This window comes from Thermus sp. H19.2 (assembly GCF_054979525.1).
This window is the reverse complement of record NZ_CM143429.1, coordinates 56,786-78,878: the sequence shown is the minus strand read 5'-3', so window position 1 is coordinate 78,878 and position 22,093 is coordinate 56,786. Positions and strand designations below refer to the sequence as shown.

Annotated in this window: 18 protein-coding genes, 2 tRNA genes and 2 pseudogenes; 12 read left to right on the top strand and 10 right to left on the bottom strand. The window is 69.2% G+C overall.

What is annotated here, in order from left to right:
* Positions 1-105: 105 nt before the first annotated feature.
* Positions 106-644: pseudogene (locus ACY5J6_RS00410) on the top strand (IS701 family transposase); the annotation flags it as partial.
* 101 nt (positions 645-745) lie between these two features.
* On the opposite strand, the gene ACY5J6_RS00405 reads toward ACY5J6_RS00410, so the two are convergent.
* Entirely contained in the window at positions 746-1,213 is a 468-nt protein-coding gene (locus tag ACY5J6_RS00405; protein ID WP_462846542.1) for a HEAT repeat domain-containing protein, read from the bottom strand.
* Here ACY5J6_RS00405 and ACY5J6_RS00400 point away from each other — a divergent pair.
* Entirely contained in the window at positions 1,190-1,339 is a 150-nt protein-coding gene (locus ACY5J6_RS00400; RefSeq protein WP_462845473.1) for a hypothetical protein, read from the top strand. The genes ACY5J6_RS00405 and ACY5J6_RS00400 overlap by 24 nt on opposite strands.
* 54 nt (positions 1,340-1,393) lie before the next feature.
* On the opposite strand, the gene ACY5J6_RS00395 is transcribed toward ACY5J6_RS00400, so the two are convergent.
* From ACY5J6_RS00395 to ACY5J6_RS00370, 6 genes and pseudogenes are all read right to left on the bottom strand, one after another.
* On the bottom strand, positions 1,394-1,531 hold the full coding sequence (locus ACY5J6_RS00395) for a hypothetical protein (RefSeq protein WP_462845472.1): 138 nt from the start codon (positions 1,529-1,531) through the stop codon (positions 1,394-1,396).
* A 195-nt stretch (positions 1,532-1,726) separates the two neighbouring features.
* Positions 1,727-2,569: pseudogene (locus ACY5J6_RS00390) on the bottom strand (glycosyltransferase).
* Between the two features lie 6 nt (positions 2,570-2,575).
* A complete protein-coding gene (locus ACY5J6_RS00385; protein ID WP_462845471.1) occupies positions 2,576-2,764 on the bottom strand; it encodes a hypothetical protein in 189 nt (62 codons plus the stop codon).
* Positions 2,765-2,960: 196 nt separating this feature from the next.
* Positions 2,961-3,128 carry a hypothetical protein gene (locus ACY5J6_RS00380; RefSeq protein WP_462845470.1) on the bottom strand — a complete coding sequence of 56 codons (168 nt, stop codon included), beginning with the start codon at positions 3,126-3,128 and terminating at the stop codon, positions 2,961-2,963.
* A 74-nt stretch (positions 3,129-3,202) separates the two neighbouring features.
* A protein-coding gene (locus ACY5J6_RS00375; protein ID WP_462845468.1) for an IS3 family transposase occupies positions 3,203-4,374 on the bottom strand; the annotation gives its coding sequence in 2 pieces (ribosomal slippage) (positions 3,203-4,119 and positions 4,119-4,374; 1,173 coding nt in all).
* Positions 4,375-4,441: 67 nt separating this feature from the next.
* The gene (locus tag ACY5J6_RS00370; protein WP_462845469.1) at positions 4,442-5,056 is read right to left on the bottom strand and encodes a carbohydrate ABC transporter permease; all 615 of its coding nucleotides are present in this window, start codon (positions 5,054-5,056) and stop codon (positions 4,442-4,444) included.
* A gap of 157 nt (positions 5,057-5,213) precedes the next feature.
* Here ACY5J6_RS00370 and ACY5J6_RS00365 point away from each other — a divergent pair.
* The 10 genes from ACY5J6_RS00365 to ACY5J6_RS00320 all read left to right on the top strand — a co-directional run bounded on the left by ACY5J6_RS00365 (position 5,214) and on the right by ACY5J6_RS00320 (position 21,221).
* Positions 5,214-6,385, top strand: a protein-coding gene (locus ACY5J6_RS00365; protein ID WP_462845468.1) for an IS3 family transposase whose coding sequence is annotated in 2 segments (ribosomal slippage) — positions 5,214-5,469 and positions 5,469-6,385 — 1,173 coding nt in all. Because the reading frame shifts where the segments join, the coding sequence is not laid out codon by codon here.
* Between the two features lie 74 nt (positions 6,386-6,459).
* Positions 6,460-7,395 (top strand): type I-G CRISPR-associated protein Cas7, encoded by a 936-nt coding sequence (locus ACY5J6_RS00360; protein ID WP_462845467.1) that lies wholly within the window; start codon positions 6,460-6,462, stop codon positions 7,393-7,395.
* Positions 7,396-8,778, top strand: coding sequence for a type I-G CRISPR-associated protein Csb2 (gene csb2, locus ACY5J6_RS00355; protein WP_462845466.1), 1,383 nt, complete (start codon positions 7,396-7,398; stop codon positions 8,776-8,778). It begins immediately after the preceding gene.
* Positions 8,768-11,536, top strand: a complete 2,769-nt coding sequence (cas3g, locus tag ACY5J6_RS00350) for a type I-G CRISPR-associated helicase/endonuclease Cas3g (protein ID WP_462845465.1) — start codon at positions 8,768-8,770, stop codon at positions 11,534-11,536. Before csb2 ends, cas3g begins: the two co-directional genes overlap by 11 nt.
* Entirely contained in the window at positions 11,533-12,546 is a 1,014-nt protein-coding gene (locus ACY5J6_RS00345; RefSeq protein ID WP_462845464.1) for a hypothetical protein, read from the top strand. The genes cas3g and ACY5J6_RS00345 overlap by 4 nt, the downstream gene beginning before the upstream one ends.
* Positions 12,547-12,946: 400 nt before the next feature.
* Positions 12,947-15,529, top strand: coding sequence for a PD-(D/E)XK nuclease family protein (locus ACY5J6_RS00340; protein ID WP_462845463.1), 2,583 nt, complete (start codon positions 12,947-12,949; stop codon positions 15,527-15,529).
* A gap of 2 nt (positions 15,530-15,531) precedes the next feature.
* Positions 15,532-18,564, top strand: coding sequence for a UvrD-helicase domain-containing protein (locus ACY5J6_RS00335; RefSeq protein WP_462845462.1), 3,033 nt, complete (start codon positions 15,532-15,534; stop codon positions 18,562-18,564).
* A 217-nt stretch (positions 18,565-18,781) separates the two neighbouring features.
* Positions 18,782-19,114, top strand: coding sequence for a hypothetical protein (locus ACY5J6_RS00330; RefSeq protein ID WP_462845461.1), 333 nt, complete (start codon positions 18,782-18,784; stop codon positions 19,112-19,114).
* A gap of 119 nt (positions 19,115-19,233) precedes the next feature.
* Entirely contained in the window at positions 19,234-19,701 is a 468-nt protein-coding gene (locus ACY5J6_RS00325) for a hypothetical protein (RefSeq protein ID WP_462845460.1), read from the top strand.
* A gap of 338 nt (positions 19,702-20,039) precedes the next feature.
* Positions 20,040-21,221, top strand: a complete 1,182-nt coding sequence (locus ACY5J6_RS00320) for a tyrosine-type recombinase/integrase (RefSeq protein ID WP_462845459.1) — start codon at positions 20,040-20,042, stop codon at positions 21,219-21,221.
* Between the two features lie 79 nt (positions 21,222-21,300).
* Here the strand turns inward: ACY5J6_RS00320 and ACY5J6_RS00315 are convergent.
* The 3 genes from ACY5J6_RS00315 to ACY5J6_RS00305 all read right to left on the bottom strand — a co-directional run bounded on the left by ACY5J6_RS00315 (position 21,301) and on the right by ACY5J6_RS00305 (position 22,000).
* Positions 21,301-21,377, bottom strand: a tRNA-Val gene (locus ACY5J6_RS00315).
* A 1-nt stretch (position 21,378) separates the two neighbouring features.
* Positions 21,379-21,453, bottom strand: a tRNA-Glu gene (locus ACY5J6_RS00310).
* 79 nt (positions 21,454-21,532) lie between these two features.
* Complete coding sequence (locus ACY5J6_RS00305) at positions 21,533-22,000, bottom strand: FKBP-type peptidyl-prolyl cis-trans isomerase (protein WP_054638412.1); 468 nt, start codon at positions 21,998-22,000, stop codon at positions 21,533-21,535.
* Positions 22,001-22,093 lie beyond the last annotated feature (93 nt).

Sequence of the window (22,093 nt, the reverse complement as noted above, 5' to 3'; positions counted from 1 at the left end):
CGCCCTGCTTATGGTCCCCAAAGGATGGGCCTCAAGATGTTTCCCTACAGGAGAGCAGCCGGTGACTAGGGAGGCCCGATGAAGCTGCTTCCCTGCTAGGGAATCCACGACACCCTCTACCGCACCCTCAACCAACCCTTGGTCCTCTTCTTTGAGCTCTCCCTGGAGCTCTGCAAGGCCATAGGTTCCACAGCTACCTCATCCTGGAGGGCGTCCTCATCCAGCGCTACCCCTCGGGGAAGCTGGGCCTCAAGATAGCCTCGCTGACCAAGAAGACCGGAGACACCGCCACGGGAGCCTGGGTCTTCGGGCTTTTCCGGGTGGTCTTGGCCTGGACGGACGGGAAGCGGCGCCTCCCCCTGGCCTTCCTGCCCTAGTTCGGGAAGGAGAGCAAGCGGGACCCGGCCCTGGCTCTGCTGGAGTGGGCCGAGGAGGCGGGCTTTCGCCCGGAGAGGGTGCTCTTTGACGCCTGGTACGCGGCGCTGCTGGCGCATTGGGCTTTGGGGCTGGTGGCCTACGGGCGGATAGAGCGGCAGCGGGAGGGGTTGGGGTTGAGCTTCTACCAGCGCCGACGGAAACTCATCGCGGGCAGGCTGAGGCTGGATCTGAGCCCTTTGCTATCGGCAACAGCAGGCGCCGCATAAGTCCAGTAGAGAAGCTTGACCGCAGACGGCGCTTGCCCTGGTGGGGGTGGGTTCCTGGTCCCGGCTTAGGACACGCCCACGCCACAGGGTCTCACTCCGGCCTAGTCTTGGTCTTGGGGAGTTTCCAGGACCCTCACGCCTTCTACACCCTCCCGTGCCAGGAGTTCCCGGGCCAGCTGCGAAGGTCCACAGCGCTCCACGGTTTTAAAGAAGGCTTGGGCCCTGGCCCGCTCCTCAGGGGCTGCGCTCCGTAGCCGGGAAAGGTTTTTCTCCAGGAAGCCTCCCTGCTCCAGGGCGGCCAGGGCGGCCTCCCGGGCGTACCGGTCGGAGCCGCAGAGGAGGCGGAGAAGCGCGGCCTCCCCAGCTACCCCCAGCTTGGTGAGGGTCTTGATGGCGTTGGCCCGGACCACGTAGGAGGGGTCGTGAGCCGCTTCTTCCAGCCAGGACGCGGCTTGAGGAAGGCGGAAAAAGCCGAGAACCCTGCAGGCCTCGGCCCGGACACGCCAGTCCTCGTCCTTCAAACGCTCCCCCACGACGGGGAGCAGGTGTTCCCCAAGCCCTCTGGGGATCCGCCGGAGGGCTTCCTGGCGGACCTTGGGGTCCGAGGAGCGCAGGTCTTTTTCCAGGGAAGCCCCCTCGGCCTCGTCCTCGAGGGCGAGCAGCGCTGGGGGTTCAACCTTGGCGGCTTTCTCTAGAAGCCCTTGAGAAGTCCCGATCCACGCTTCGGGGAACTCGTGGGCGGTTTTGTCCTAGGCCAGCTGCCCCCGCCGCCTGTAGCGGAGGAACTGCTTCAGGGCCAGGTAGACCGCCAAGAAGTTGACCACGTTCGCCCAGAAGGCGCGGGGCACGGAGGTAAGGGCGGGCCACAGCCCGTAGATGCGCCCCACGGCCAGCCCCCGGTGGAAGAGCCTCCAGATCAGAAGACCCGTGGCGCCTAGGATGAGGCCCCACAGGGGCGAGCCCGGGGCCGCCAGGGGGGCAGAGCGGAGGCTTGATCCCGCCGCAACCCCTCGTAGTAGAGGGCCCAGGCCACCCAGCCATACCCAAGGAAGCCCAAGAGGGCGCTCAAGAGCACCTTGCGGTCATGCAGGAGGTTCCAGCGCACGCTCCAAGGTCCCGGCCAGCCCAGAGCCGCCCAGGACTGGAGAGCGAATGCCGAGGATCCAGCGGGCTTTCTGCCGGATGGCCTGGGGGAGGGACCTGGGGAAGAGGGCCTGGGTAGCGATCCAGCGCCAGAGCCTAGGATGCTTCTCCTGGGGATCCCAAAGGGGAAGGGATTGCGTGACAAATGCGGTTTTGAAACCCTCCAACCGCAACCTTAGCCCGATGAGGTAGTCCTCCGTGAAGCTCTCCATGGAGAAGACCTCCCCCTTGCCCCGGAGCGCAAGGAGGTCCAGGGCCCGGCGGCTGAATCCCGTTCCTACTCCGGCGGAAGGGACGAAGCCCTAGGCGCGCTCCCGGGCCAAGAGCTCCTTGGTGTGGCGCTCGGCGAACTCGTCGGCGTAGGTCCAGTGGGTGAAGTTCCAAAGGGAAACGGGCGCGGGGAATACCGGGAGCTGCACCATGTCCAGCCGGGGGATCAGGTAGTTGAAAAGCAACAGGGAAAGGGGATGGACCACGTCTTCGGCGTCGTGGATAACGATGATCTCAAACCGCTTTCCGGTCCGCCCTTCGTGCTCCCGGAGGGCGCGCACCAGGGCGTTGAGGTTGTGGGCCTTGGTGGTGGGCCCAGGGTCCGGCCCAACCACCTTATGCACCTGGGGAAAGTCCGCCGCCACCAGGTCCACCTCCCGCTGCGTTGCGGGGTCGTTGGGGTAAGTTCCCACGAAGACCTCGTAGTTGCGGTAACGCACCGTCTGGCAGAGCTGCCTGAGGGTCTTGGCGATGACCGAGGCCTCCTGCCACGCCGGGATCAGGATGGCCATGGCCTGTTACTCCCTGGCCTCGAGCCAGTCAAGGGAGAGGCGGGGGTAGCGCCGGGCCCGCCACCACCTCCGGGCCGAGGTGAGCCAGTAGTACAGGTCCCAAAAGACCTCGTCCGCTCCGATGAGCAGGTAGGCCACGAGTAAGAGAGAGCCTGTGACGACGAGCGCTAGGTAGAGGGTGTGGAGGGTTTCCATAGGCTCACCTTCAAGGATAGTGGGGGAGTCTTAAGCCTCACTTAACAAACCCTCAGGCCAGGGTGCCTCGCCGATCCTTGGGTCCGGGCTTCCCTGCCCGCCAAAAGGGGCTTCGGTACACCATTGGGCCCAAGGGGGATGGGCGGCGTGCCCTGCGCCCTCCTCGGGGCGTCCCGACGTGGCCCGCGGGGCGGCCTCATCCCTTCACCCCCGTGAGCACGGCGCCCTCCACGATCTGGCGCTGGGCGAAGAGGAACACCAGAAGCACGGGGAGGACCGCGAGGCTCGAGGCGGCCATGATCAGGTTCCAGGCCGTGCCCGCCTCCCCCGAGAAGAGGGCCACCCCCACGGGGACGGTGCGCATCTCCGACCTCTGGACCACGATGAGGGGCCAGAGGAAGGCTGTACTGCGGCCCTAAATTTGGACCACCTTACCCGTCAGTTTAAGTCAGGACTCCCACCCCCTTTCAACAGGCTCTCCGAAAAGGCCTCGGGCGTCATGTAATCCAAGGCCGAGTGAGGACGCTTACGGTTGTACACCTGGAAGACAAACCGCTCCACCGAGGTCCGTGCCTCTTGCAAGGTCCTATACTCCCGTAACGCCACCCACTCCTCTTTGATCGTCCGGATCAACCGCTCCGCGTGCCCGTTCTCCCAAGGCCTCCCCGTCCCCGCGTAACTGAGCCGCACCCCTAGCCCCAAAAGCCGCTCCACATACGCCCTGGAGGTGTACTGCACCCCCCGGTCCGAATGGTGCACCTCCGGACACCCCTCCCTCAAGGCCATCTCCAGCGCTCCCAGGGTCAGCCCCTGGGAAAGCCTGGGCCCCAGGGCCACCCCCAGCACCTTCCGGGTGTGGAGGTCCATCACCACCGCCAGGTAGGCCACCCCCTCCCCCAGGACCACGTAGCTCAGGTCCGCCACCCACACCTGGTGCGGGCGGGTCACCGCGAGTCCCGGCAGGAGGTTCTTCACCCCTTCCGGGAGAAGGCCCCCTGGGGAGGTGGTCCTGGGAGGGGGAGGCTTCCGAGCAAGAAGCAGACCCTCCTCCCGCATCAGGGAGCACACCCGCTTCTTTCCCACCTGGAAACCTTCCCCCCGCAGGAGGGCGGTGAGGCGCCGGTAGCCGTACCGGGGCCAGGCCTCCGCCAGGGCCCGCAGGCGTTCCCGGAGGGCCCTCTCCTCGGGAGGGGGGTCCTGGGGCCGGTAGTAGAGGGTGCTCCGGGGCACCCCGAGGACCCGGGAAAGCAGGCGGAGGGGGTAGGCTCCCTTGGTCACGGGCGTAGCCCGTACCTTGAGGGCCTTCACCAGCTCCCGCCTTTCCTTTGCCGGTAGAGCCCCGAGGCTTTTTTTAGGACCTCCACCTCCAGGGCCAGCTGGCCCGCCAGGCGCTCCAGCTCGCGGATACGGGCCTCCTGCTCCGCGCAGCCGGAGGTGAAGGCGGCGTGGGCGTTCTCCATGGTCAGCGAAGCTATCTTGTCTTCTCGTTGCCAGCGGTAAAGGAGGGACTCCGCCACCCCATAAGCCCGGCAGGCTTCGGCCACGGTCCTTTGACCGGACAGGATTTCCAAGACGATCTTTGCCTTTTCCTTTGCCGACCACTTGCGCATCTTGCTACCCCTTCAGACTACACCCCTTAGCCTCTCTCTTGGGGTGGTCCAAATTTGGGGCAGCACTTCAGGCGTTCCAGTTCTCAAGGAAGGTGAAGATGCCCAAGGCGGCCAGGGCGGGGCGGACCAGGGGCAGGCCCACGCGGAGGAAGACGCCGAACTCGGAAAGCCCGTCTATCCGGGTGGCGTCGAAGAGGTCCTGGGGTAGGGTCTCGAAGAACTGCCGCAGGAGGAAGACCCCGAAGGCGCTCATGAGGCCGGGGAAGAGGAGGCCCCAGTAGGTGTCGGTCCAGCCCCTTTCTGCGCTCATCACGTACCAGGGGATGACCAGCATCTCCGTGGGCACCATGAGGGTGGAGAGGATGAGGAGGAAAACCAGGTTCTTTCCGGGGAAGCGGAGCTGCGCCAGAGTGTACCCGGCGAGGCTGTCGAAGAAGAGCACGGAGGCCGTGGTGGCCGAGGCCACCAGGAGGCTATTGAGAAACCAGCGGGGAAAGCCCGTTTGTTCCAGCACCTGGCGGTAGTTGTCCAAGGTGGGTTCCTGGGGGAGGAAGCGGAGCGCAAAGAGCTCGGGGAAGGGTTTCAAGGAGGTGAGGAGCATCCAGAGGAAGGGCAGGAGCATGACGAGGCTGCCAAGCCCCAAGAGGGCGAGGACCAGGAAGTCCAGGAGGCACCTTCTCATTCTGTCCTCCTCGTGAGCTGATCCAGCCCCCTGAACTTAGACACTTTCACCCTGCCTCCCGTGTGACGTCCTGCGTGCTTTGCCCCATGAAGTGCTGCCCCAAATTTGGACCACCCCAAGAGAGAGGCTAAGGGGTGTAGTCTGAAGGGGTAGCAAGATGCGCAAGTGGTCGGCAAAGGAAAAGGCAAAGATCGTCTTGGAAATCCTGTCCGGTCAAAGGACCGTGGCCGAAGCCTGCCGGGCTTATGGGGTGGCGGAGTCCCTCCTTTACCGCTGGCAACGAGAAGACAAGATAGCTTCGCTGACCATGGAGAACGCCCACGCCGCCTTCACCTCCGGCTGCGCGGAGCAGGAGGCCCGTATCCGCGAGCTGGAGCGCCTGGCGGGCCAGCTGGCCCTGGAGGTGGAGGTCCTAAAAAAAGCCTCGGGGCTCTACCGGCAAAGGAAAGGCGGGAGCTGGTGAAGGCCCTCAAGGTACGGGCTACGCCCGTGACCAAGGGAGCCTACCCCCTCCGCCTGCTTTCCCGGGTCCTCGGGGTGCCCCGGAGCACCCTCTACTACCGGCCCCAGGACCCCCCTCCCGAGGAGAGGGCCCTCCGGGAACGCCTGCGGGCCCTGGCGGAGGCCTGGCCCCGGTACGGCTACCGGCGCCTCACCGCCCTCCTGCGGGGGGAAGGTTTCCAGGTGGGAAAGAAGCGGGTGTGCTCCCTGATGCGGGAGGAGGGTCTGCTTCTTGCTCGGAAGCCTCCCCCTCCCAGGACCACCTCCCCAGGGGGCCTTCTCCCGGAAGGGGTGAAGAACCTCCTGCCGGGACTCGCGGTGACCCGCCCGCACCAGGTGTGGGTGGCGGACCTGAGCTACGTGGTCCTGGGGGAGGGGGTGGCCTACCTGGCGGTGGTGATGGACCTCCACACCCGGAAGGTGCTGGGGGTGGCCCTGGGGCCCAGGCTTTCCCAGGGGCTGACCCTGGGAGCGCTGGAGATGGCCTTGAGGGAGGGGTGTCCGGAGGTGCACCATTCGGACCGGGGGGTGCAGTACACCTCCAGGGCGTATGTGGAGCGGCTTTTGGGGCTAGGGGTGCGGCTCAGTTACGCGGGGACGGGGAGGCCTTGGGAGAACGGGCACGCGGAGCGGTTGATCCGGACGATCAAAGAGGAGTGGGTGGCGTTACGGGAGTATAGGACCTTGCAAGAGGCACGGACCTCGGTGGAGCGGTTTGTCTTCCAGGTGTACAACCGTAAGCGTCCTCACTCGGCCTTGGATTACATGACGCCCGAGGCCTTTTCGGAGAGCCTGTTGAAAGGGGGTGGGAGTCCTGACTTAAACTGACGGGTAAGGTGGTCCAAATTTAGGGCCGCAGTACAGCCCCTCTCCTCCAGACCCGGTACCTGCAGGGCCAGGAGGTGAGCACCGTGTTGCTGGACTCGGTGGAGAGCCAGGCCAATCGCCAGGAGGCCCTTCTCTACCGCCATGTTCCCCTCCCCGACCTTCAGGTGGAGCTTTTTGACGGCCGCCGGGTGTCCCAATACGAGGCGCCAGGCCGGATCCTGGACGCCCTCTTCCGCGAGACCGATTGGAACGGGACGCCCTTCCACCAGACCCCCCTTTTCCAGGAAATTGCCAGGGGCGGGGAGTCGGCGGAGCGGGCCCTTTTCCGCCATTCCCCCCTCACCCTGGTCTACGGGGGCTGGCTCTCGTACGGCGACATACCCGCAGAGATGGCCCCTAAGTGGCCGAGGTTAGTGGCCCTGGAGATTCTGGGCCTCGACCCGAAGCCGGCCCACCGCACCAGCTCCAGGTTGAACCCTCTAAGCCTACCCGGGAACCTCACCGAGTTACCCGAAGCCATCGCCAAAGCCTTGGCCGAACAGAAAAAAAAGGGCCGGCTTTCGGAGGCGGGCCTGGGTCGCCTTCCTCCCACGGTGAGCCCGCTTGACGTGGCGGTTAGGGGAGCGGTTCTGGTGGGGGCGGTCTCCCTGGTGGGCTTCAGGAACCTGCGCCTGCCCCAGGAGGCCCGGGAGGTCCTTTTGGCCCTCGCCCTGCTGGGTCTCGCCCTACAGCACCGGGAGGGGTACCGGCTGCGCTCGGGGGCCGACCTGATACCTGAGGAAGCGGCCCCGCTTAAGGTGAAGGCGCTGCCCTCTGGGGAGGTGTTTGCCCTCGAGGTGGAGCCCCTGAGGGAGGAACTGGACCAGCGCCTAAAACGGCTTCCCGAGGACCTGCGCTGGCCCACGGAGCCCATCGTTCTGCGGGCTAACGAGAGCCTGAACGAACTTTACCAAAAGGCCCTCCTGGGCAAAACGGAGCGGGCCAAGCTCAAGCGGGAGAGGGAGGAATAGGTGTACCTGGCCTTTTTCGTGCGCTACGCCGTGGGGGCCCACCGGGGCAAGGGCCCCCGGGGACGGGAGTTTCCTCCCCACGAGGTGCGCCTGCGGGCGGCCCTGGTGCGGTCGTGGGCCCTGGAGGGGAAGCCCCCTTGGGCCACGGAGGCCCTGGAGTGGCTGGAGACCCTGCCTCCCCCTTTGGTCCTGGTGCCTAAGGTTCCCGAGGCGCACTGGCGGAGCTGGGTGGCCTACGCGCCCCCCCACGACGTGGCCGCGTTGCCCGCCCACCGGAAGGGGCAGCCCCTCCGGCACCACGCCCTCCCCCTCCCCGGCAGGCTCCTCACCTACGCCTACCCCCTGGAGAACGGGGCCTCGGGACCGGCTGAGGCCCACCTTTCCGCCCTGAAGCGCCTCGCGGGGAGGGTCACCTACCTGGGGACAAGCCGCAACCTGGTGTGGGTGGACGCCCGGCTGGTGGAGGACCCCCGTGCCGCTTACCAGGAGGAGGCCGCCCTGGGGCCCCGGGTCCTGGTTCCCGAGGAGGCGTCCCCAGGGGCGGGGGACCTCTTCATGCGGATCGCCCCCCCGGGCTTCCTCCGCCTTACGGAGGAGCGCTTCCAGGCCCGGGTGCGGGAGCTCCCCCACCGCTGGGTGCCCTACCGTGAGCCCGGGCCCCCAAGCCCTAAGACCCCTTCCCCCTGGGGGGCTTGGAGGGTCCTGGCCATAGAACCTTCCCTCCCCCTGGAGTGGGCGCCCCTCCTCGCCCACGCCGCCCGGAGGGCCCTCCTGAGCCTCCTGCCCCCGGGGGCGCCGCCGGCCCTCACCGGCCACGGGGAGGAAGGAGGACCCCTCAAGGCCCCTCACCTGGCCCTGGTCCCCCTGCCCAACGTGGGCCACCGCCACGGGGACGGCCGCGTCCTGGGCCTGGCCGTCCTCCTGCCAAAGGGGGTGGACGAGGCCGCGGAGCTCCCCCTCCTCGAGGCCCTCCTTCGGCTGCAGGAGGTCCGCCTGGAGGGCCTGGCGGTGCGCGTCCTTCCCCCCGACGGACGCTGGGCCCTGGCGGAGAGGCGGTGGCGGCGCCCCGCCCGGCGCTTCGCTAGCGTCACCCCCCTCGTTTTTGACCGATACCCCAAGCGGGGGGACTTCCTTGCGGCCTTTCGCTTCTCCGCCCGGGTCGCGGGCCTACCGGAGCCCGAGGAGGGCTGGGTCCTGCCCTACCCCCGGCTCCGGGGGGTGCCCCTCAGCCGCCACTTCCGCCTGCCCCCTGGGGTGGAAGGCTACGCGGCCCACGCGGAGGTCCTCTTCCCGGAGCCCGTTTCCGGCCCCGTCCTCCTGGGCCGGGGGCGGTACCTGGGCTTGGGGCTCTTCGCCCCCCTGGAGGTAGAGGATGAGCCTTGAAGCGGTCTTTGCCGAAAACCCCCTCGCCCTGGAGGACTTTCCCGGCTTCTTCCTCGAGGCCACGGGGCACGAGCCCTACCCCTGGCAGGAGGCCCTCCTGCGGCAGGTTGCCCGGCAGGGGTGGCCCCAGGCGGTGGCGGTGCCCACCGGGGCGGGGAAGACCACGGCCCTCCTGGTGGCCGTCTTCGCTATGGCCCTGGACCCCAAGGCGCCCCGGCGGGTGGTCTACGTGGTGAACCGCCGCCTGGTGGTGGACCAGGCCCACGAGGTGGCCCTGGGGCTCTTGGAGAAGCTGGAGGGGGCCCTGGCCCGGCCTCCCCGGGAGGCCACCCCCCTCGTCCGGGCCGCCCGCAGGCTCGCCGCCTTAGGGGGCGGGAAGCCCCTGGAGGTGGGCGGGGTACCGAAGCCAAAGCCCACCCTGCTGGACCCGGCCCGGCCCGCGGCGATCCTGGCCACCATAGACATGGCGGGGAGCCGGCTTCTCTTCCGGGGGTACGGGGTCTCCCGGGGGCTTTTGCCCGTGGAGGGGGCCCTCTTCGGCGTGGACGCCCTCTACCTCCTGGACGAGGCCCACCTGGAGGCCCCCTTCCTCGCCACCCTGGAGGCGGTGGCGGAGCGTCCTGGCCCCTGGGGCCGCCCGGGCGTGCGTGCGGTGGCCCTCACCGCCACCCCGGAAAGCCTCGGATTTGGGGAGGCCTTCCGCCTGGGGGAGGACGACGCCCACCACCCCCGCCTGGGCCGGGTCCTCGCCGCCTCGCGGCGGGTGAGGCTCTTGGAAAGCCCGCCCAAGAGGCGGGTGAAGGACCTGGTGGAGCAGGCCCTCAGGCTTCGCCAGGAGCTCCAAGGCCCCGTGGCCGTGGTGGTGAACCGGGTGGGGCGGGCCCTCGAGGTCTACCAGGCCCTCCGCGAGGGGGGCCAGGACGCGCTCCTCCTCACCGGGCGCATGCGCCCCCACGAGCGGGACCTGCGCTTCGCCCGCACGCGGGCGCTCCAGGAGCGCCTGGACCGGGGAGAGGTGGCCTACGTGGTGGCCACCCAGGCCTTGGAGGTGGGGGCCGATCTGGACTTTGCGGGGATGGTCACGGAGCTTTCCGACCTTTCCGCCCTGCAGCAACGCCTGGGGCGGGTGAACCGGCGGGGCCAGAGGGCGCAGGCCGAAGTGGTGGTCCTGGGAGAGGAAAAGGCCGAGGCCAAGGAGGCGCGACCCTACACTCCGGAGGCCCTTAAGGCCACGTGGGCGTGGCTTGATTCTTTGGGGGCGAGAGCGGGCGTGGACCTCTCCCCTAAGGCCTGGGCGGAGGCCACGACGCGCCGCCCTCCCGACCCCGTGGCCTTCGGCCGCCCCCGCTCCTCCATGCCCCTCTGGGAGGCCCTTCTTCCCGCCCTGGCCCACACCGACCCCCTGGTCCCCCTGGACCCGGACCCCTTCCTCCACGGCCTAGAGAGGAGCGCCCCCGAGGTGGAGGTGGTGTGGCGGGCCGACCTCCCCGACACCCGGGAGGGGGTGGAGGCCTACCTCGAGGCCGCGCACCCCGGACCCAGGGAGGCGGTGCGCCTGCCCCTTTACGCGGTGCGGGCCTGGCTCCAGGGAGCGGCCGCCGACCTCGCCGACCTGGAAGGCCAGGAGGAGGAGCCCCCAGGGCCCGGCAAGAGGAAGGAGAGGACTTTGAGCAGGAAGAACGGCAAGGCCTTCCGCTACGACGGGGAAAGGGTGGCGGAGGTCTCCTTCCAAGACCCCTATCTGCGCCCGGGGGACACCCTCCTGGTGCCCGCGGCGCTTGGGGGGCTTTCCGAGGGGCACTGGGACCCGGCCTCCCAGGAGCCCGTCCCCGACGTGGCCGAGTGGGGGGAGGAGAGGCCTCGCTTCCTCCGGCTCCACCCGGCGGTTTTGGCCCAGGCCCTGGAAGACCCCGAAGGGGCCGGGGAGGTTTTCCGAGAGCTCAAGAAACGCCTCGAGGGGGCCGAGAACCGTAGGGAGGCCCGGGAGGAGGTGCGGGGCTTTCTGGAGGAGCGCCTCCCGGACTTCCGCGGGGAGTGGCGCCCCCTGGTCCGGGCCTTCCTGGAGGAGGCCTTTGAGGTGTGGCCCTGGGGGGAGGAGGCGGGCTACGAGGGCTACGTCCTCCGCCTGCGCCCGGAGAACCCCCTCTACGGCCCCGGAAGGCCCGAAGCCCTGGAGGCCCACAGCCTGCGGGTGGCCGAGGCGGTGGAGGGCTTCGCCGAGCGCCTCGGGCTGGATCCCGCGGCCTTCGCCCCCCTCCGCCGGGGCGCCCTCTGGCACGATCTGGCCAAGCAGGACCCCCGTATGCAGCACTGGCTTCGCTTGAGCGCGGGGGAAAGGGTGGACTCCGCCCTAATGCCCCTGGCCAAAAGCGGCACCCGGCTCACCCGCAAGGAACTGGAGCGCCTGCGGGAGCTGGCGGGCTACCCCCCGGGACAGCGCCACGAGCACGTGGCCGCCCGGCCCCTTCTGGGAAGCCACCCCCTGGAAGCCCACCTGGTGGCCACCCACCACGGGCGCGGGCGCCCCCTCCCCGCTCCCTCCCCCGACGCTCCGGGCTTCCTCGTGCCCCTCCAGGCCCCCTGGGCCTCTTGGCCCGGGCCCTCCCACGGGGAAAGCGCCCACGGGTTGGAGCGGCTGGAAAGCGGCTACCTGGAGAACTTCCTCCGCCTCCTGGAGGAGATGGGCCCTTGGGGCTTGGCCTACCGGGAGGCCCTCCTGCGCCTGGCGGACTTCCTGGCCTCGGGGGGTGAGGCGTGAAGGGGGTGGTCTGGCTGGAGGGGTTGGGCCTCGAGGGCTTCCCCGTGGCCGCCCTGGCGGCCTACGGCGCCCTCAGGCTCCTGGTGGAGGAGGAGGGAATGAAAGAGGTGCGCCTGGTCTTCCGCGACCCCTTTAGCCGCCCCGTGCCCGGGCTTCTGGGGGTGGGGGAGGGGGAGCTTCTTTGCCGCCTGGCCCGGCGCTTGCGCCGCACGCCTCCCCTGGGAGAGGAGCTTCTTGGGCGGGAGAAGCTGGAAGACCTCTCCCTGGAAGAGATGGGCCGCCTGGCCGCCGCCGACCCCAGGGCCCGCCGCTTCCTGCCCGCCCTTCTTCTACCCCTTCCCGGGGGCGGGGTGTTCCCGAGCCCCCTGGACACCTCCAAGGGGCAGCAACGCCTCACCAAGGCCCTGCGGGAAAACTGGGAGGCGGCGCGGAGGGTCCACCTTCTCAAGGGGTTGAGGCGGGTGCTCTTTTCCGGGGTCCTCCTCGGGCCCGGGGAGGCGCTTTGGACCTGGGCCAGGCAGAGGGGCAGGGCTACGCGGCGCAGGTCCCCGGTGGAGTTCGGCCTGGTGGGCTGGCACCCTAGCCAGTACCGCCAGTGGGCGGAAGGGGCGCGGGAGCCCAACAGCCTTGACTTCACGGAGAAGACGCGCATTCACCCCGTGGCCACCCTCTTGGCCTGGGAAGCGGTGCCCCTCTTTTTCCTGTACCCGGCTCCGGACGGGGTCAGGGCCGCGGGGATCCACGACCCCGAGGACAGGCCCAGCCTCCTCCTTCCCGCCCCGGGCCATCCCGTTTCCCTGCGGACCCTCCAGGCCCTCCTCCTGCAGGCTCCATTGGCCCTTCAGGACCCCAGGGCCTGGCCCCCGGAGGTGGCCCTGTGGCGCTCCCCCCGCCTAGGGCATCCCAAGAGGAGCGAGGCGCCTTACCCGGTCTACATGGAGGCCCGGCCCGTCCCTCGCGGATCCCAAGCGGGCGCCCAAACCCCGGGGGGTTCGCGCGGGCGGGGTTAGGCCCTCGGGGACGGGGTTTACCGACTTCGGGGAGATATAATCGTAGCGCGCGGCAAGTCTCTCCAAAGAGGGGTTCGCGCGGAGGATCTTGAAAAGCGGCTACCCAACGGGCTTGGTTAGGGAGGGAGTTTCATCCAAGCTTTATAGCTTGGCTACGTTGCAGCCCGAGCTCGTCACCTGCGTTGATAGCGCCACGAGTAGTTTCATCCAAGCTTTATAGCTTGGCTACGTTGCAGCGTGAGCGCCATCCTCATGACCAACGCCTTGGTGAAGGGTTTCATCCAAGCTTTATAGCTTGGCTACGTTGCAGGGGGGTCACGTAGACGTTCACACCCTTGTTGGTGATGTTTCATCCAAGCATTACAGCTTGGCTACATTGTCGGGCGAAAGGAGGTGAAAAGTGCAACCTTTGGAAAAGGCTATAGACATCAGCCCAAACCGGGCCGTGGCCCGCAGGCTGGGGGTGCCCTACCGCACCCTCTCGGGGCTGGCCCGGGAGCTTCTCCGGGAAGGGGAGCTTCTCTTGGCCTCCCCCTACCGGGCCCGGCGGCTCCTGGTGCAGGCGGTGCGGGAGGTCCTTTCCCCTAGGGACCCCCAGGGCTTGGCCGCGGCCCTGGAGGGCCCGGTGCGGACCCTCCTCCTGGCCCTAGAGGCCTCCGGCCAGGGGGAGGAGGGCCTTAAGCGCCTTGCAGGGGAGGCCTCCCCCCGCCTCGCGCGGCTTGCCCGGGTGGCCCGCCGCTACGAGGAGCTCCTCGGGGACCGGGGGCTCCTGGACCCCGCGGAGGCCCTGCCGCGGGCCGGGGCCCTGGGCAAGAAGCTTCTCCTCAAGGTGCACCACTACCCTTACCTCGGGTTGGGGGAGCTCGCCTTCTTGCGGGGGGCCGCGGCCCCGGGGAGCGAGGTGGAGCTCCTCCTCCCCGGGGGGGCGTGGGGCGAGGCCAACGCCCGGGCCAAGGCGGCCTTAGAGGAGGCGGGCCTTAAGGTCCAGCCCCTAAACCTCTCCGGCCCGGGGAGGGCCCTCCTCGAGGGGGGAGGGGCGGGCGGGGGCCACCGGGTCCGGGCCCTCCTTTTCCCCGACATGGAGGCCGAGGTGCGCCACGTCCTGGCCTCCCTCAAGGCCCTCCTCCAGGAAGGGGTTCCCGCCAAAGAGCTCGCCCTTATCGCCCGGGACGACCGCCGCTACGGCCCCCTGGTGGCGGCCATAGGGTTTGAGCAGGGCCTGCCCGTGCGCCTCCTCTACCGCGTGCCCGTGGGAGAGACCCGGGTGGGGGGGCTCGCCCTTCTCCTGGCCGAGGCCCTCCAGGGCTTCCCCTACGAGGCCACCCTGCGTCTCCTCTTCCACCCCCTCTTCCCCTGGCGGAGGGAGGTGGACCTGGACAAGGTGCGCCTGTGGCGGCCCTCCGGGGAGGGGTGGAAGGGGCTTGGGCTTCCCGGGGAACTTCTGGAGCTCGCCCAGGCGGGTTCGAGCGAGGAGCTCGTCCAGGGCTTCCGCAGGGCGCTTTCGCCGCTGAAAAAGCGGCTTTGGGGCTGGCCCAGGGAGCGGGCGGCCCTGGAGGCCCTCCTCGAGGGCCTCGCCGAGCTGGAGGAGGAGGACCGGGAGGGCTTCCTCCAGGGGGTGCCCGAGCTCCTCTACCACCTCACCGTGCCCGCCCAACCGGGCCACGCGGGGGTGGAGCTCCACACGCCCCTCGCCCGCTACGGGGGCGCCTTTCGCCACCTCTTCGTCCTGGGCATGGCGGAGGGCCTCACCCCGCCCCCCGTGGGGGAGGAGCCCCTGCTGGGCCTGCCCGAGGTGCGGGAGCTCAAGGAAAGGTTCGGCCTGCCCCTGGAGGAGCCCTGGGAGGCGGCTCTGCGGGAGGCCCTGGTCTTCGCCGCCCTCCTTGGGAGCGTGGCGGAGGGGGGAGAGGCGGTCCTCACCTACCCCGAGGGGGTGGAGGGGAGCCCGGTGCCCCCAAGCCCCTTCCTGGAGCGCCTGGGCCTGGAGCCAAGGAGGCCTGAGAGAAACCTCATAGGAAGCCGGGTGGAGGCGCGAAGGGCGGGCCGCTGGGAGGGGGACCCCCTCCGGGAGGCCATGGAGCGGGCCCTGAGGGCGGAGGAAGACCGCATGGCGGGAGAGGCGGCCTCGCCCCACCACGGGGCCACGGGGGAGCCCTTCCTGCCAGAAAGCCTTTCGGTCTCGGAGCTGGAGAACCTGGCCACCTGCCCTTTTCGCTTTTACGTCCGCCACCTCCTCCGCCCCCGGGGGGACCGGGAGGCAGGGGACGGGGAGCGGGCGGACCTGGGGGCCTTCCTGCACCGGGTCATCGCCCGCGTCTTCCGGGCGGCCCTAGCGGAGGGCAAACGAAAGGGCAAAGAGGTGAGCGCCCTTGCCCTTGGGGAAGGGGGCCTTCTGGAGAAGGCCTTCTCGGAGGCGGAGGCGGAGTGGGGGAGGAGGCCCGATTCCCCCTTCTTCCTGAGGCGGCCCGACTGGCCCCACCGCCGGGGGAGGTTCTTCCGGCTTCTCGCCCGGGCCTTTGGCGACGGGAAGGGGTTCCTCAAGGAGGACGCGGAGATCCTGGACGTGGAGGTGGAGGTGGGGGCGGGGAAGGTCTTCAAGGGGCTCGTGCGCGGCTACGATGGCCTGAAGGTGCGGGGCGTCATAGACCGCCTGGAGCGCCGCTCGGGAAGCCACTTTTACCTGGACTACAAGCTGGGGAGCGCCTTCCCTCGGGTGAAGGACCCGAGGACGGGGGAGCTCTCCACGGACCTTCAGCTTCCCCTTTACATCCTCCTCCACGGGAAGGGCAGGGGGGCGGGGGTCTATTACTCCCTCACCACCGGGAGGGCACAGCCGGCAAAACGGGACCGAAGCGCTCTTTGGGTAGTGTTCAAGGGAGTTCGTAAGGCGTTGAAAAACGGCGCCTTCCCGCCCCATCCCGACCGCAAGGGCGAGGCCTGCGCGGGGTGCTCGGTGGCGCTCCTCTGCCGCTACGCCGGGAGGTAGGGATGGCGGAAGCGCATCAGGGGCTTTTTCTGGTGGCCGGGGCGGGAACGGGGAAGACCTACCGGCTGGTGCGGCGCTACGTGGAGTTCCTCAGAGAGGGGCTTTCTCCCCTGGATGTGGTGGCGGTCACCTTCACGGAGAAGGCCGCCCTGGAGCTCCGGAACCGGGTGCGCCGGGAGGTGCGGGAGGCGGAGGTGCCCCAAAAGGAGCGGGTCCTCGCCGAGCTGGAGGCGGCCCCCATCGGCACCCTCCACGCCCTGGCCGCCAGGATCTGCCGGGAGTTCCCGGAGGAGGCGGGGGTTCCGGCGGACTTCCAGGTGCTGGACGACCTCGAGGCCGCCCTCCTCCTGGAGGCGTGGCTGGAAGAGGCCCTCCTGGAGGAGCTTCGGGACCCTGGGTACGCGCCTTTGGTGGAGGCCCTGGGGTACGAGGGCCTCCTGGACACCCTAAAGGCGGTGGCGGGGGACCCCCTGGCGGCCCGGGAGCTCCTCCTCAAGGAGCCTAAGGAGGTGGCGGAGGCCCTCCGCCTCGAGGCCTGGCGGGGCCTCAAGCCCCGGATAGAGGACCTGGAGCGCGCCCTGGGCGAGCGGCTTGAGAAGAGGTACCCCACTCTCCCCGAGGGCTGGCGCGGCGAGACCCCAAGCGCCCCCAAGGCGCTTTGGGCGTGGGCCAAGGGGGTGAACCTGAACCAGAACCCCAGGAGAAACTTAAGAGGCGATGCCACCTTCAAGGCGCTTCTTGAGATCCTGCGGAAAGAGTCCGAATGGCTTGCCCCAAGGCCCGCGGACGGGCGCATGGAGGCGGTCTGGCCCCTCCTCCAGAGGCTTGCCGAGGAGGTGCTAAAGCGCCTGGAGGCCCGCCGCTTCCGGGCCCGGCGCCTGGGCTACGCCGACCTCGAGGTCCACGCCCTCTGCGCCCTGAAAAGGAAGGAGGTGAGGGCCCACTACCGGGGTCGCTTCCGCCGCCTCCTCCTGGACGAGCTCCAGGACACCAACCCCGTCCAGGTCCGAATCCTGAAGGCCCTCTTCCCCGACCTCCAGGCCTGGACCGCAGTGGGGGACCCCCATCAGTCCATCTACGGCTTCCGCCGGGCGGACCCCCGGGTGATGGCGGCCCTGCTGGAGGAGGCCCGTGGGGCAGGGGTGGACCAGGAGGCCCTGCGGGAGAGCCGCCGCTACCACCAGGGCCTCGCGGACTTCCACAACCGCTTCTTCAAGGGGCTCCTTCCCGGGTTCTCCTCCGTGGAGGCCTCGAGGCCCCCCCGAGGCGAGGGCCCGTGGGTCTTCCACTTCCAGGGGGACCTGGAGGCCCAGGCCCGCTTCATCGCCCAGGAGGTAGGGCGCTTGCTTTCGGAAGGCTTCCCGGTCTACGACCTGGGCGAGGGAACCTACAGGCCCTTGATGCGTCGGGACGTGGCGGTCCTCGGCCGCACCTGGCGGGAGCTCGCCGAGGTGGGGGAGGCCCTGCGCCGCCTGGGGGTGCCCGCGGTGGAGGCCGGGGGCGGCGACCTCCTGGAGAGCCGGGAGTTCCAGGACGCCTACCTGGCCCTCCGCTTCCTGGGGGACCCCGGGGACGAGGAGGCCCTCTTGGGGCTTCTGCGCTCCCCCTTCTTCGCCCTCACCGACGGGGAGATCCGCCGCCTGGCCGGGGCCCGGGGGGACGGGGAGACCCTCTGGCAGGTCCTGGAGCGGGGCGCGGGCCTTTCCCCCGAGGCCCAATGGGCCAGGGAGGTCCTCCGAGACCTCCTCCGGCGCAAGGCCCTCGAGGCCCCAAGCCGCCTCCTCCAGCGCCTGGATGGGGCCACGGGCTACACGGGGGTGGTTTCCCGCCTCCCCCAGGGCCAGAGGCGGGTGAAGGACTGGGAGGGCACCCTGGACCTGGTGCGGAGACTGGAGGCGGGAAACGAGGACCCCTTCCTGGTGGCCCGCCGCCTCCGCCTCCTCCTCCGCCACGGGACCCAGGTGCCCCGTCCGCCGCTGGAGGCGGGGGAGGCCCTCACCCTCCTCACCGTCCACGGGGCCAAGGGCCTGGAGTGGCCCGTGGTCTTCGTGCTGAACGCCGGGGGCTGGAAGGGGCAAAGCCCGAGGAAGGACAGACCCCTCTTCCGCCCCGGCCTCGCCCTGGTGCCCCCGGTCCTGGACGAGGAGGGGGAGGCGAGCGCCCTCTTCCACCTGGCGAAGCGCCGGGTGCAGGAGGAGGAAAGGCGGGAGGAGGACCGCCTCCTCTACGTGGCCGCCACCCGGGCCTCCGAACGGCTTTACCTCCTCCTTCCTCCCCAGGGCTCCCTGGACCCTCAGGCCCTGGAGGACGCGGGCGCGGCGGAGAAGGGCCTGAAGGGGGAGCCCCTGGGGCCCTGGACCAGGGAAGAGCCCGAGGCCAGGTTCCTCGTGGAGGGGCTTAAGGGGCTTCCCCTGGAGGCCCTGCCCATCTCCCTCCTCCCCCTGGCGGCCAAAGACCCTGAGGCCGTCCGGAGGCGGCTCCTCGGGGAGCCCGAGGAGGGGGAGGCCTGGGCGCCGGAGGACCCCGAAGAGGAGGAGGCCCCGGGCGGCGCCGGGGTGGGCCAGCTGGTCCACGCCCTCCTGGAGCGCTTTGACGCCCTGGAAGCCCTGGAGAGGGAGGGCCGGGACTTCCTGGAGAAGACCTTCCCCGGGGCGGAAGGGGAGGAGGTGGAGGAGGCCCTTGGGCTCGCCCGCGCCTTCTTCACCGCCCAGGCCTTCGCCCCCTACTGCGGGACCCCGGTGGCCAAGGAGGTGCCCGTGGCCCTGGAGCTCCTGGGGGTGCGCCTCGAGGGCCGGGCGGACCGGGTGGGGAAGGACTGGGTCCTAGACTACAAGACGGACCGCCGGGTGGACGCGGAGGCCTACCTCCTGCAGGTGGGGCTCTACGCCTACGCCCTGGGGAAGCCCCGGGCCCTGGTGGCGGACCTGCGGGAGGGGACCCTGCATGAGGAGGCAAGCCCGAGGGCCAAGGAGCGGGCCGAGGAGGTCCTGCGCCGCCTCGTGGGCCTCCTTGGGGCGGAAGCGGGCCCGGGCTGAGGAGGCCTGTCCGAAGGCGGCCCTTTGGGGTGGGGACGATGAGGCTAGCCGGGATAGCCCTAGAAGGGGACTGGGCGCTGGCCGCGGATGGGGTGGGGGCTTCTTGGGGGCCTTCCAGCCCACGAAAAGCTCCGCCTGTGCGTGTGGTCCCCAGGGCTCTTGCATTCCTCCCAGGAAAGGGCTATGGTTGTTTTAGCCCTGGGAAAGGGGGTTTGTGGTGGAAGGTCTTTTCCCGACAGGTCCCAAGGCGTTCAGGGTCCGCTTTCTCGCCGAGGAGCCCTTCTCCCTCGAGGCCCTCGAGGGCGCCGACCGGGTCCTCGCCCTCACCTACTCCGCCTCCGAGGGCCTCATCCGGGAGCTCGCCCCCAGGGTGGGGGAGATGGAGGTGGTCTTCGGCCACCCCACCCCCGTGGGCAAGCTGGACCAGCTCCTCGCCCTCCAGGCCCTGGTCCTGGAGGAGGTCCAGGGGGAGGTTTTGATCCTCAAGGAGAAGGGCCTGGAGAAGCTCGGGCTGGGGAGGCGGGCCCCCTGGTGGCCCTTCCGGGGCTGAAGGGACCCGGGCCCAAAGGATAGGTGACCAAGGCAGCGGCGGGCGGGCGCATTCTAAAGGCCTGCTTCAGCTTCCCTTCAGAACGCGCGGTATCCTGGGGTGGGAGGTGAAGGGGGAAGATGCTCTTTTCCCTGGCGGCGCCCCTGGGCCTCGCCCTGGCCTCCGTGACGGTGGCTCCCGAGCTCCCCAAGGCGCTCAAAGGCTCTTGGCCCGAGGGCACCGCCTTCACCCTGGTAGACGCTGGGGGCCAGGTGGTGTGGCAGCCCGGAAGCCCCCCGACCCGGGAGGCCCTGGCCCAGGCCAAGGCCCTTAAGATCACCCTGCCCGACAGCGCCAGTTACCTCGTGGCCGTCCGGGTCGAGGGCGAGGGGGCGGGCCTCGGCGAGGTGAAGCTCACCGTAGACGGGAAGACCGTGCCTCTCCCCGGGCTCCTCCACGCCAAGGGCTTCGCCCTCAAGGACGGGGCCATCGTGAAGGAGAAGCCCAAGCCCGAGGAAGAGCACAAAGGACACGAGGGAGAGGATCAGGGCAAGGCCCCCTCGGAGGACCACGGCGGGGCGAAGGGCCAAAAGGGCCACAGGCCCTAGCCCGGCGCTCCGAGGGGCCGGGGCTCTCTGGGCCCCGGCCTTTTCGTAGGGCCTTCCGCAGGGCTTTCTTCGCGAAAGCTACGTTTTTTTCGCGAAAGAACACGCGGCCCGCGTGATATGGTAATATAGCCCCATGCGCAAAGTGCCCCCCCTCGAGGTGCGCCTCCAGGCCCTAGGCGTGGAAGCCCTGGGGCCGGGGGAGCGTTCGGAGAAGGTGCGCGTACGCGGCCCAGAGTCCCTTTTTCGGCTCCTTGAACAACTGACCCCGAGGCAGAGGGGGGAAGCCCTTATGGCCGGACTGAAGAGTCTGGGTATCGGAGAGAAGGAGGTGGTGGTAGATGGGCAAGGAAAGGAGGGGTAAAGGCGGGGGCACCACTTACTACGACCCCAGCAAGGGCAAGTGGGTAGCCGAAGTGAAGTGGGTGGATGAGCTTACCGGGAAGCTGGTCAAGGTACGCAAGTACACGCTTACCCGGAGGGATGCCGAAGCCCTCCTGGCCGAACTTTCCGCCCAAAAAGCCCGGGGGCTTCTCTCCTCCCCTACGCGCCTCACCGTGCGGGAGTTTGCCTTGGAGTACTTGGCCCGCAAGGAGCGGGAGGGGGTGCGCCCCAACAGGCTGAGGCTCCTCCAGCACGAACTCTCCTATGCCTTGCCCTCCCTCAAGGACCCGGGAGTGCACGACCCCCTCGGGCGTATGGCCTTGCAGAAGGTGGCCCCGGTCCACATCCGGGGGGTGGTGGATAGCCTGGTGAACCGCTACGCCCCGAGGACGGTCAGGAAGGTGGTGGGGCACCTTCGGGGCCTGTTCCGGGAAGCGGTGCATTTGGAGCTGGTGCCCAGGAACCCCGTGGAAGCCATACGCCTGCGATTTCCTAACGAGGAGAAGGCCGCGCGGGCCCTGGAGCCCCACGAGGTGGCCCGGCTCCTGGAGGCCGCCGAAACCTCCCGGTCCAGGGACATGGCCCTTCTTCTCAAGCTCATCCTCTCCACCGGGCTGAGGAGGGGGGAGGCCCTGGCCCTGCAATGGCGGGACGTGGACCTGGAGCGGGGCGAGGTGCGGGTGTGGCGGGCCTGGGCCAAGGTGGGCAACCGGGGGGAGTTTACCGCCCCCAAGACCCCTACGGCCCGCCGCGTCATCCCTCTCCCGCAAGACCTTCTGGCCCTCTTCCGGGACCGGAGAGAGGAGCTTCTGGAAAGGCTCACCCCGGAGGAGGTGGACAACCTCTTCCTGGTGGGCGGGGAGAGGCCCGTGGACCCCGATGCCTTCAACCACTACCTGCGCCGCCTGGCCGAAAGGGCGGGCCTGGGCCGGGTGAGGGTGCACGACCTCCGGCACACCTGGGCCACCTTGGCCCTCTCCCGGGGCATGCCCCTGGAGGTGGTGAGTGAGCGGCTGGGCCACGCCAGCCCCACCATCACCCTCAGCGTGTACCGGCACCTCCTGGAGGAGGAGCGCCGGGGGTGGGCGCTGAGCCTTAGTGAACTTCTAGGAAGCCCTAAGACGAGGCCCCAAGCCTGAACCCCATAAGCCCCCAAATAAGCCCCCCAAAGGCTTTCCCCCCCACGCTACCGTGGGGGGAAGCTTTGCGTCCTGGAGCTGGTGGGCGGCAGAGGACTTGAACCTCTGGCCTCTCGCTTGTAAGGCGAGCGCTCTCGCCAGCTGAGCTAGCCGCCCATGGTGACCCCAGGGGGAATCGAACCCCCGTTTCGGCCTTGAGAGGGCCGCGTCCTGACCGCTAGACGATGGGGCCAAGCGAAGCGGGGCCTATGCGCCCGCGCCTAACCAGTTTAGGCCCTAGGCCGCCAAGGCTGCAAGACCCCGGGAACGCTCTAGTGGGCGTGGCCGCCCTCGTGCACGTGGCCGTGGAGGACTTCCTCCGGCGTGGCCTCGCGCACCCGCACCACCTCCACCTCAAAGTCCAGGTCTTTGCCCGCCAGGGGATGGTTGAAGTCAATGGTGACCTCCTCCCCCTGAACCTCCACCACGGTGAGGGGCATAGGGTTCCCCTCCATGTCCTGGGCGTAAAATTGGGCCCCAGGCACCACCTCGGCGTCCTCGGGGAAAGCGGAAAGGGGCACCACCTGGATCCCTTCGGGGTCATGGGGGCCGTAGGCCTTCTCCGCAGGCACGTGGGCCTGGAAACGCTCCCCCTCCTCGCGGCCTTCCAGTTCCTCCTCGAGACCCCGGATCAGGTTGCCGTGCCCGTGCAGGTAGGAGAGCTCCCCCTGGTCCAAAACCTCCCCCTCCACCTGGAGGGTGTAGCGGATGGTCACCACCTTGTCTTGTTCAACCTTCATGTTCACCCTTTCGCAAGCCAGGCTTGCTCCCTCTAGCCTAGCAGACTCGAGGCCTCGGGAAAAGGGCCAAGGGGGTTCCGCCCTTGGCCAGGG

What these genes read in the sequence shown, in the direction of transcription:
- ACY5J6_RS00370 (WP_462845469.1), bottom strand. Translation starts at nt 5,056, where the DNA reads ATGAGAAGGTGCCTCCTGGACTTCCTGGTCCTCGCCCTCTTGGGGCTT.
- ACY5J6_RS00385 (WP_462845471.1), bottom strand. Translation starts at nt 2,764, where the DNA reads ATGGAAACCCTCCACACCCTCTACCTAGCGCTCGTCGTCACAGGCTCT.
- ACY5J6_RS00335 (WP_462845462.1), top strand. Translation starts at nt 15,532, where the DNA reads ATGGCGGAAGCGCATCAGGGGCTTTTTCTGGTGGCCGGGGCGGGAACG.
- ACY5J6_RS00305 (WP_054638412.1), bottom strand. Translation starts at nt 22,000, where the DNA reads ATGAAGGTTGAACAAGACAAGGTGGTGACCATCCGCTACACCCTCCAG.
- cas3g (WP_462845465.1), top strand. Translation starts at nt 8,768, where the DNA reads ATGAGCCTTGAAGCGGTCTTTGCCGAAAACCCCCTCGCCCTGGAGGAC.
- ACY5J6_RS00325 (WP_462845460.1), top strand. Translation starts at nt 19,234, where the DNA reads ATGCTCTTTTCCCTGGCGGCGCCCCTGGGCCTCGCCCTGGCCTCCGTG.
- ACY5J6_RS00380 (WP_462845470.1), bottom strand. Translation starts at nt 3,128, where the DNA reads ATGCGCACCGTCCCCGTGGGGGTGGCCCTCTTCTCGGGGGAGGCGGGC.
- ACY5J6_RS00320 (WP_462845459.1), top strand. Translation starts at nt 20,040, where the DNA reads ATGGGCAAGGAAAGGAGGGGTAAAGGCGGGGGCACCACTTACTACGAC.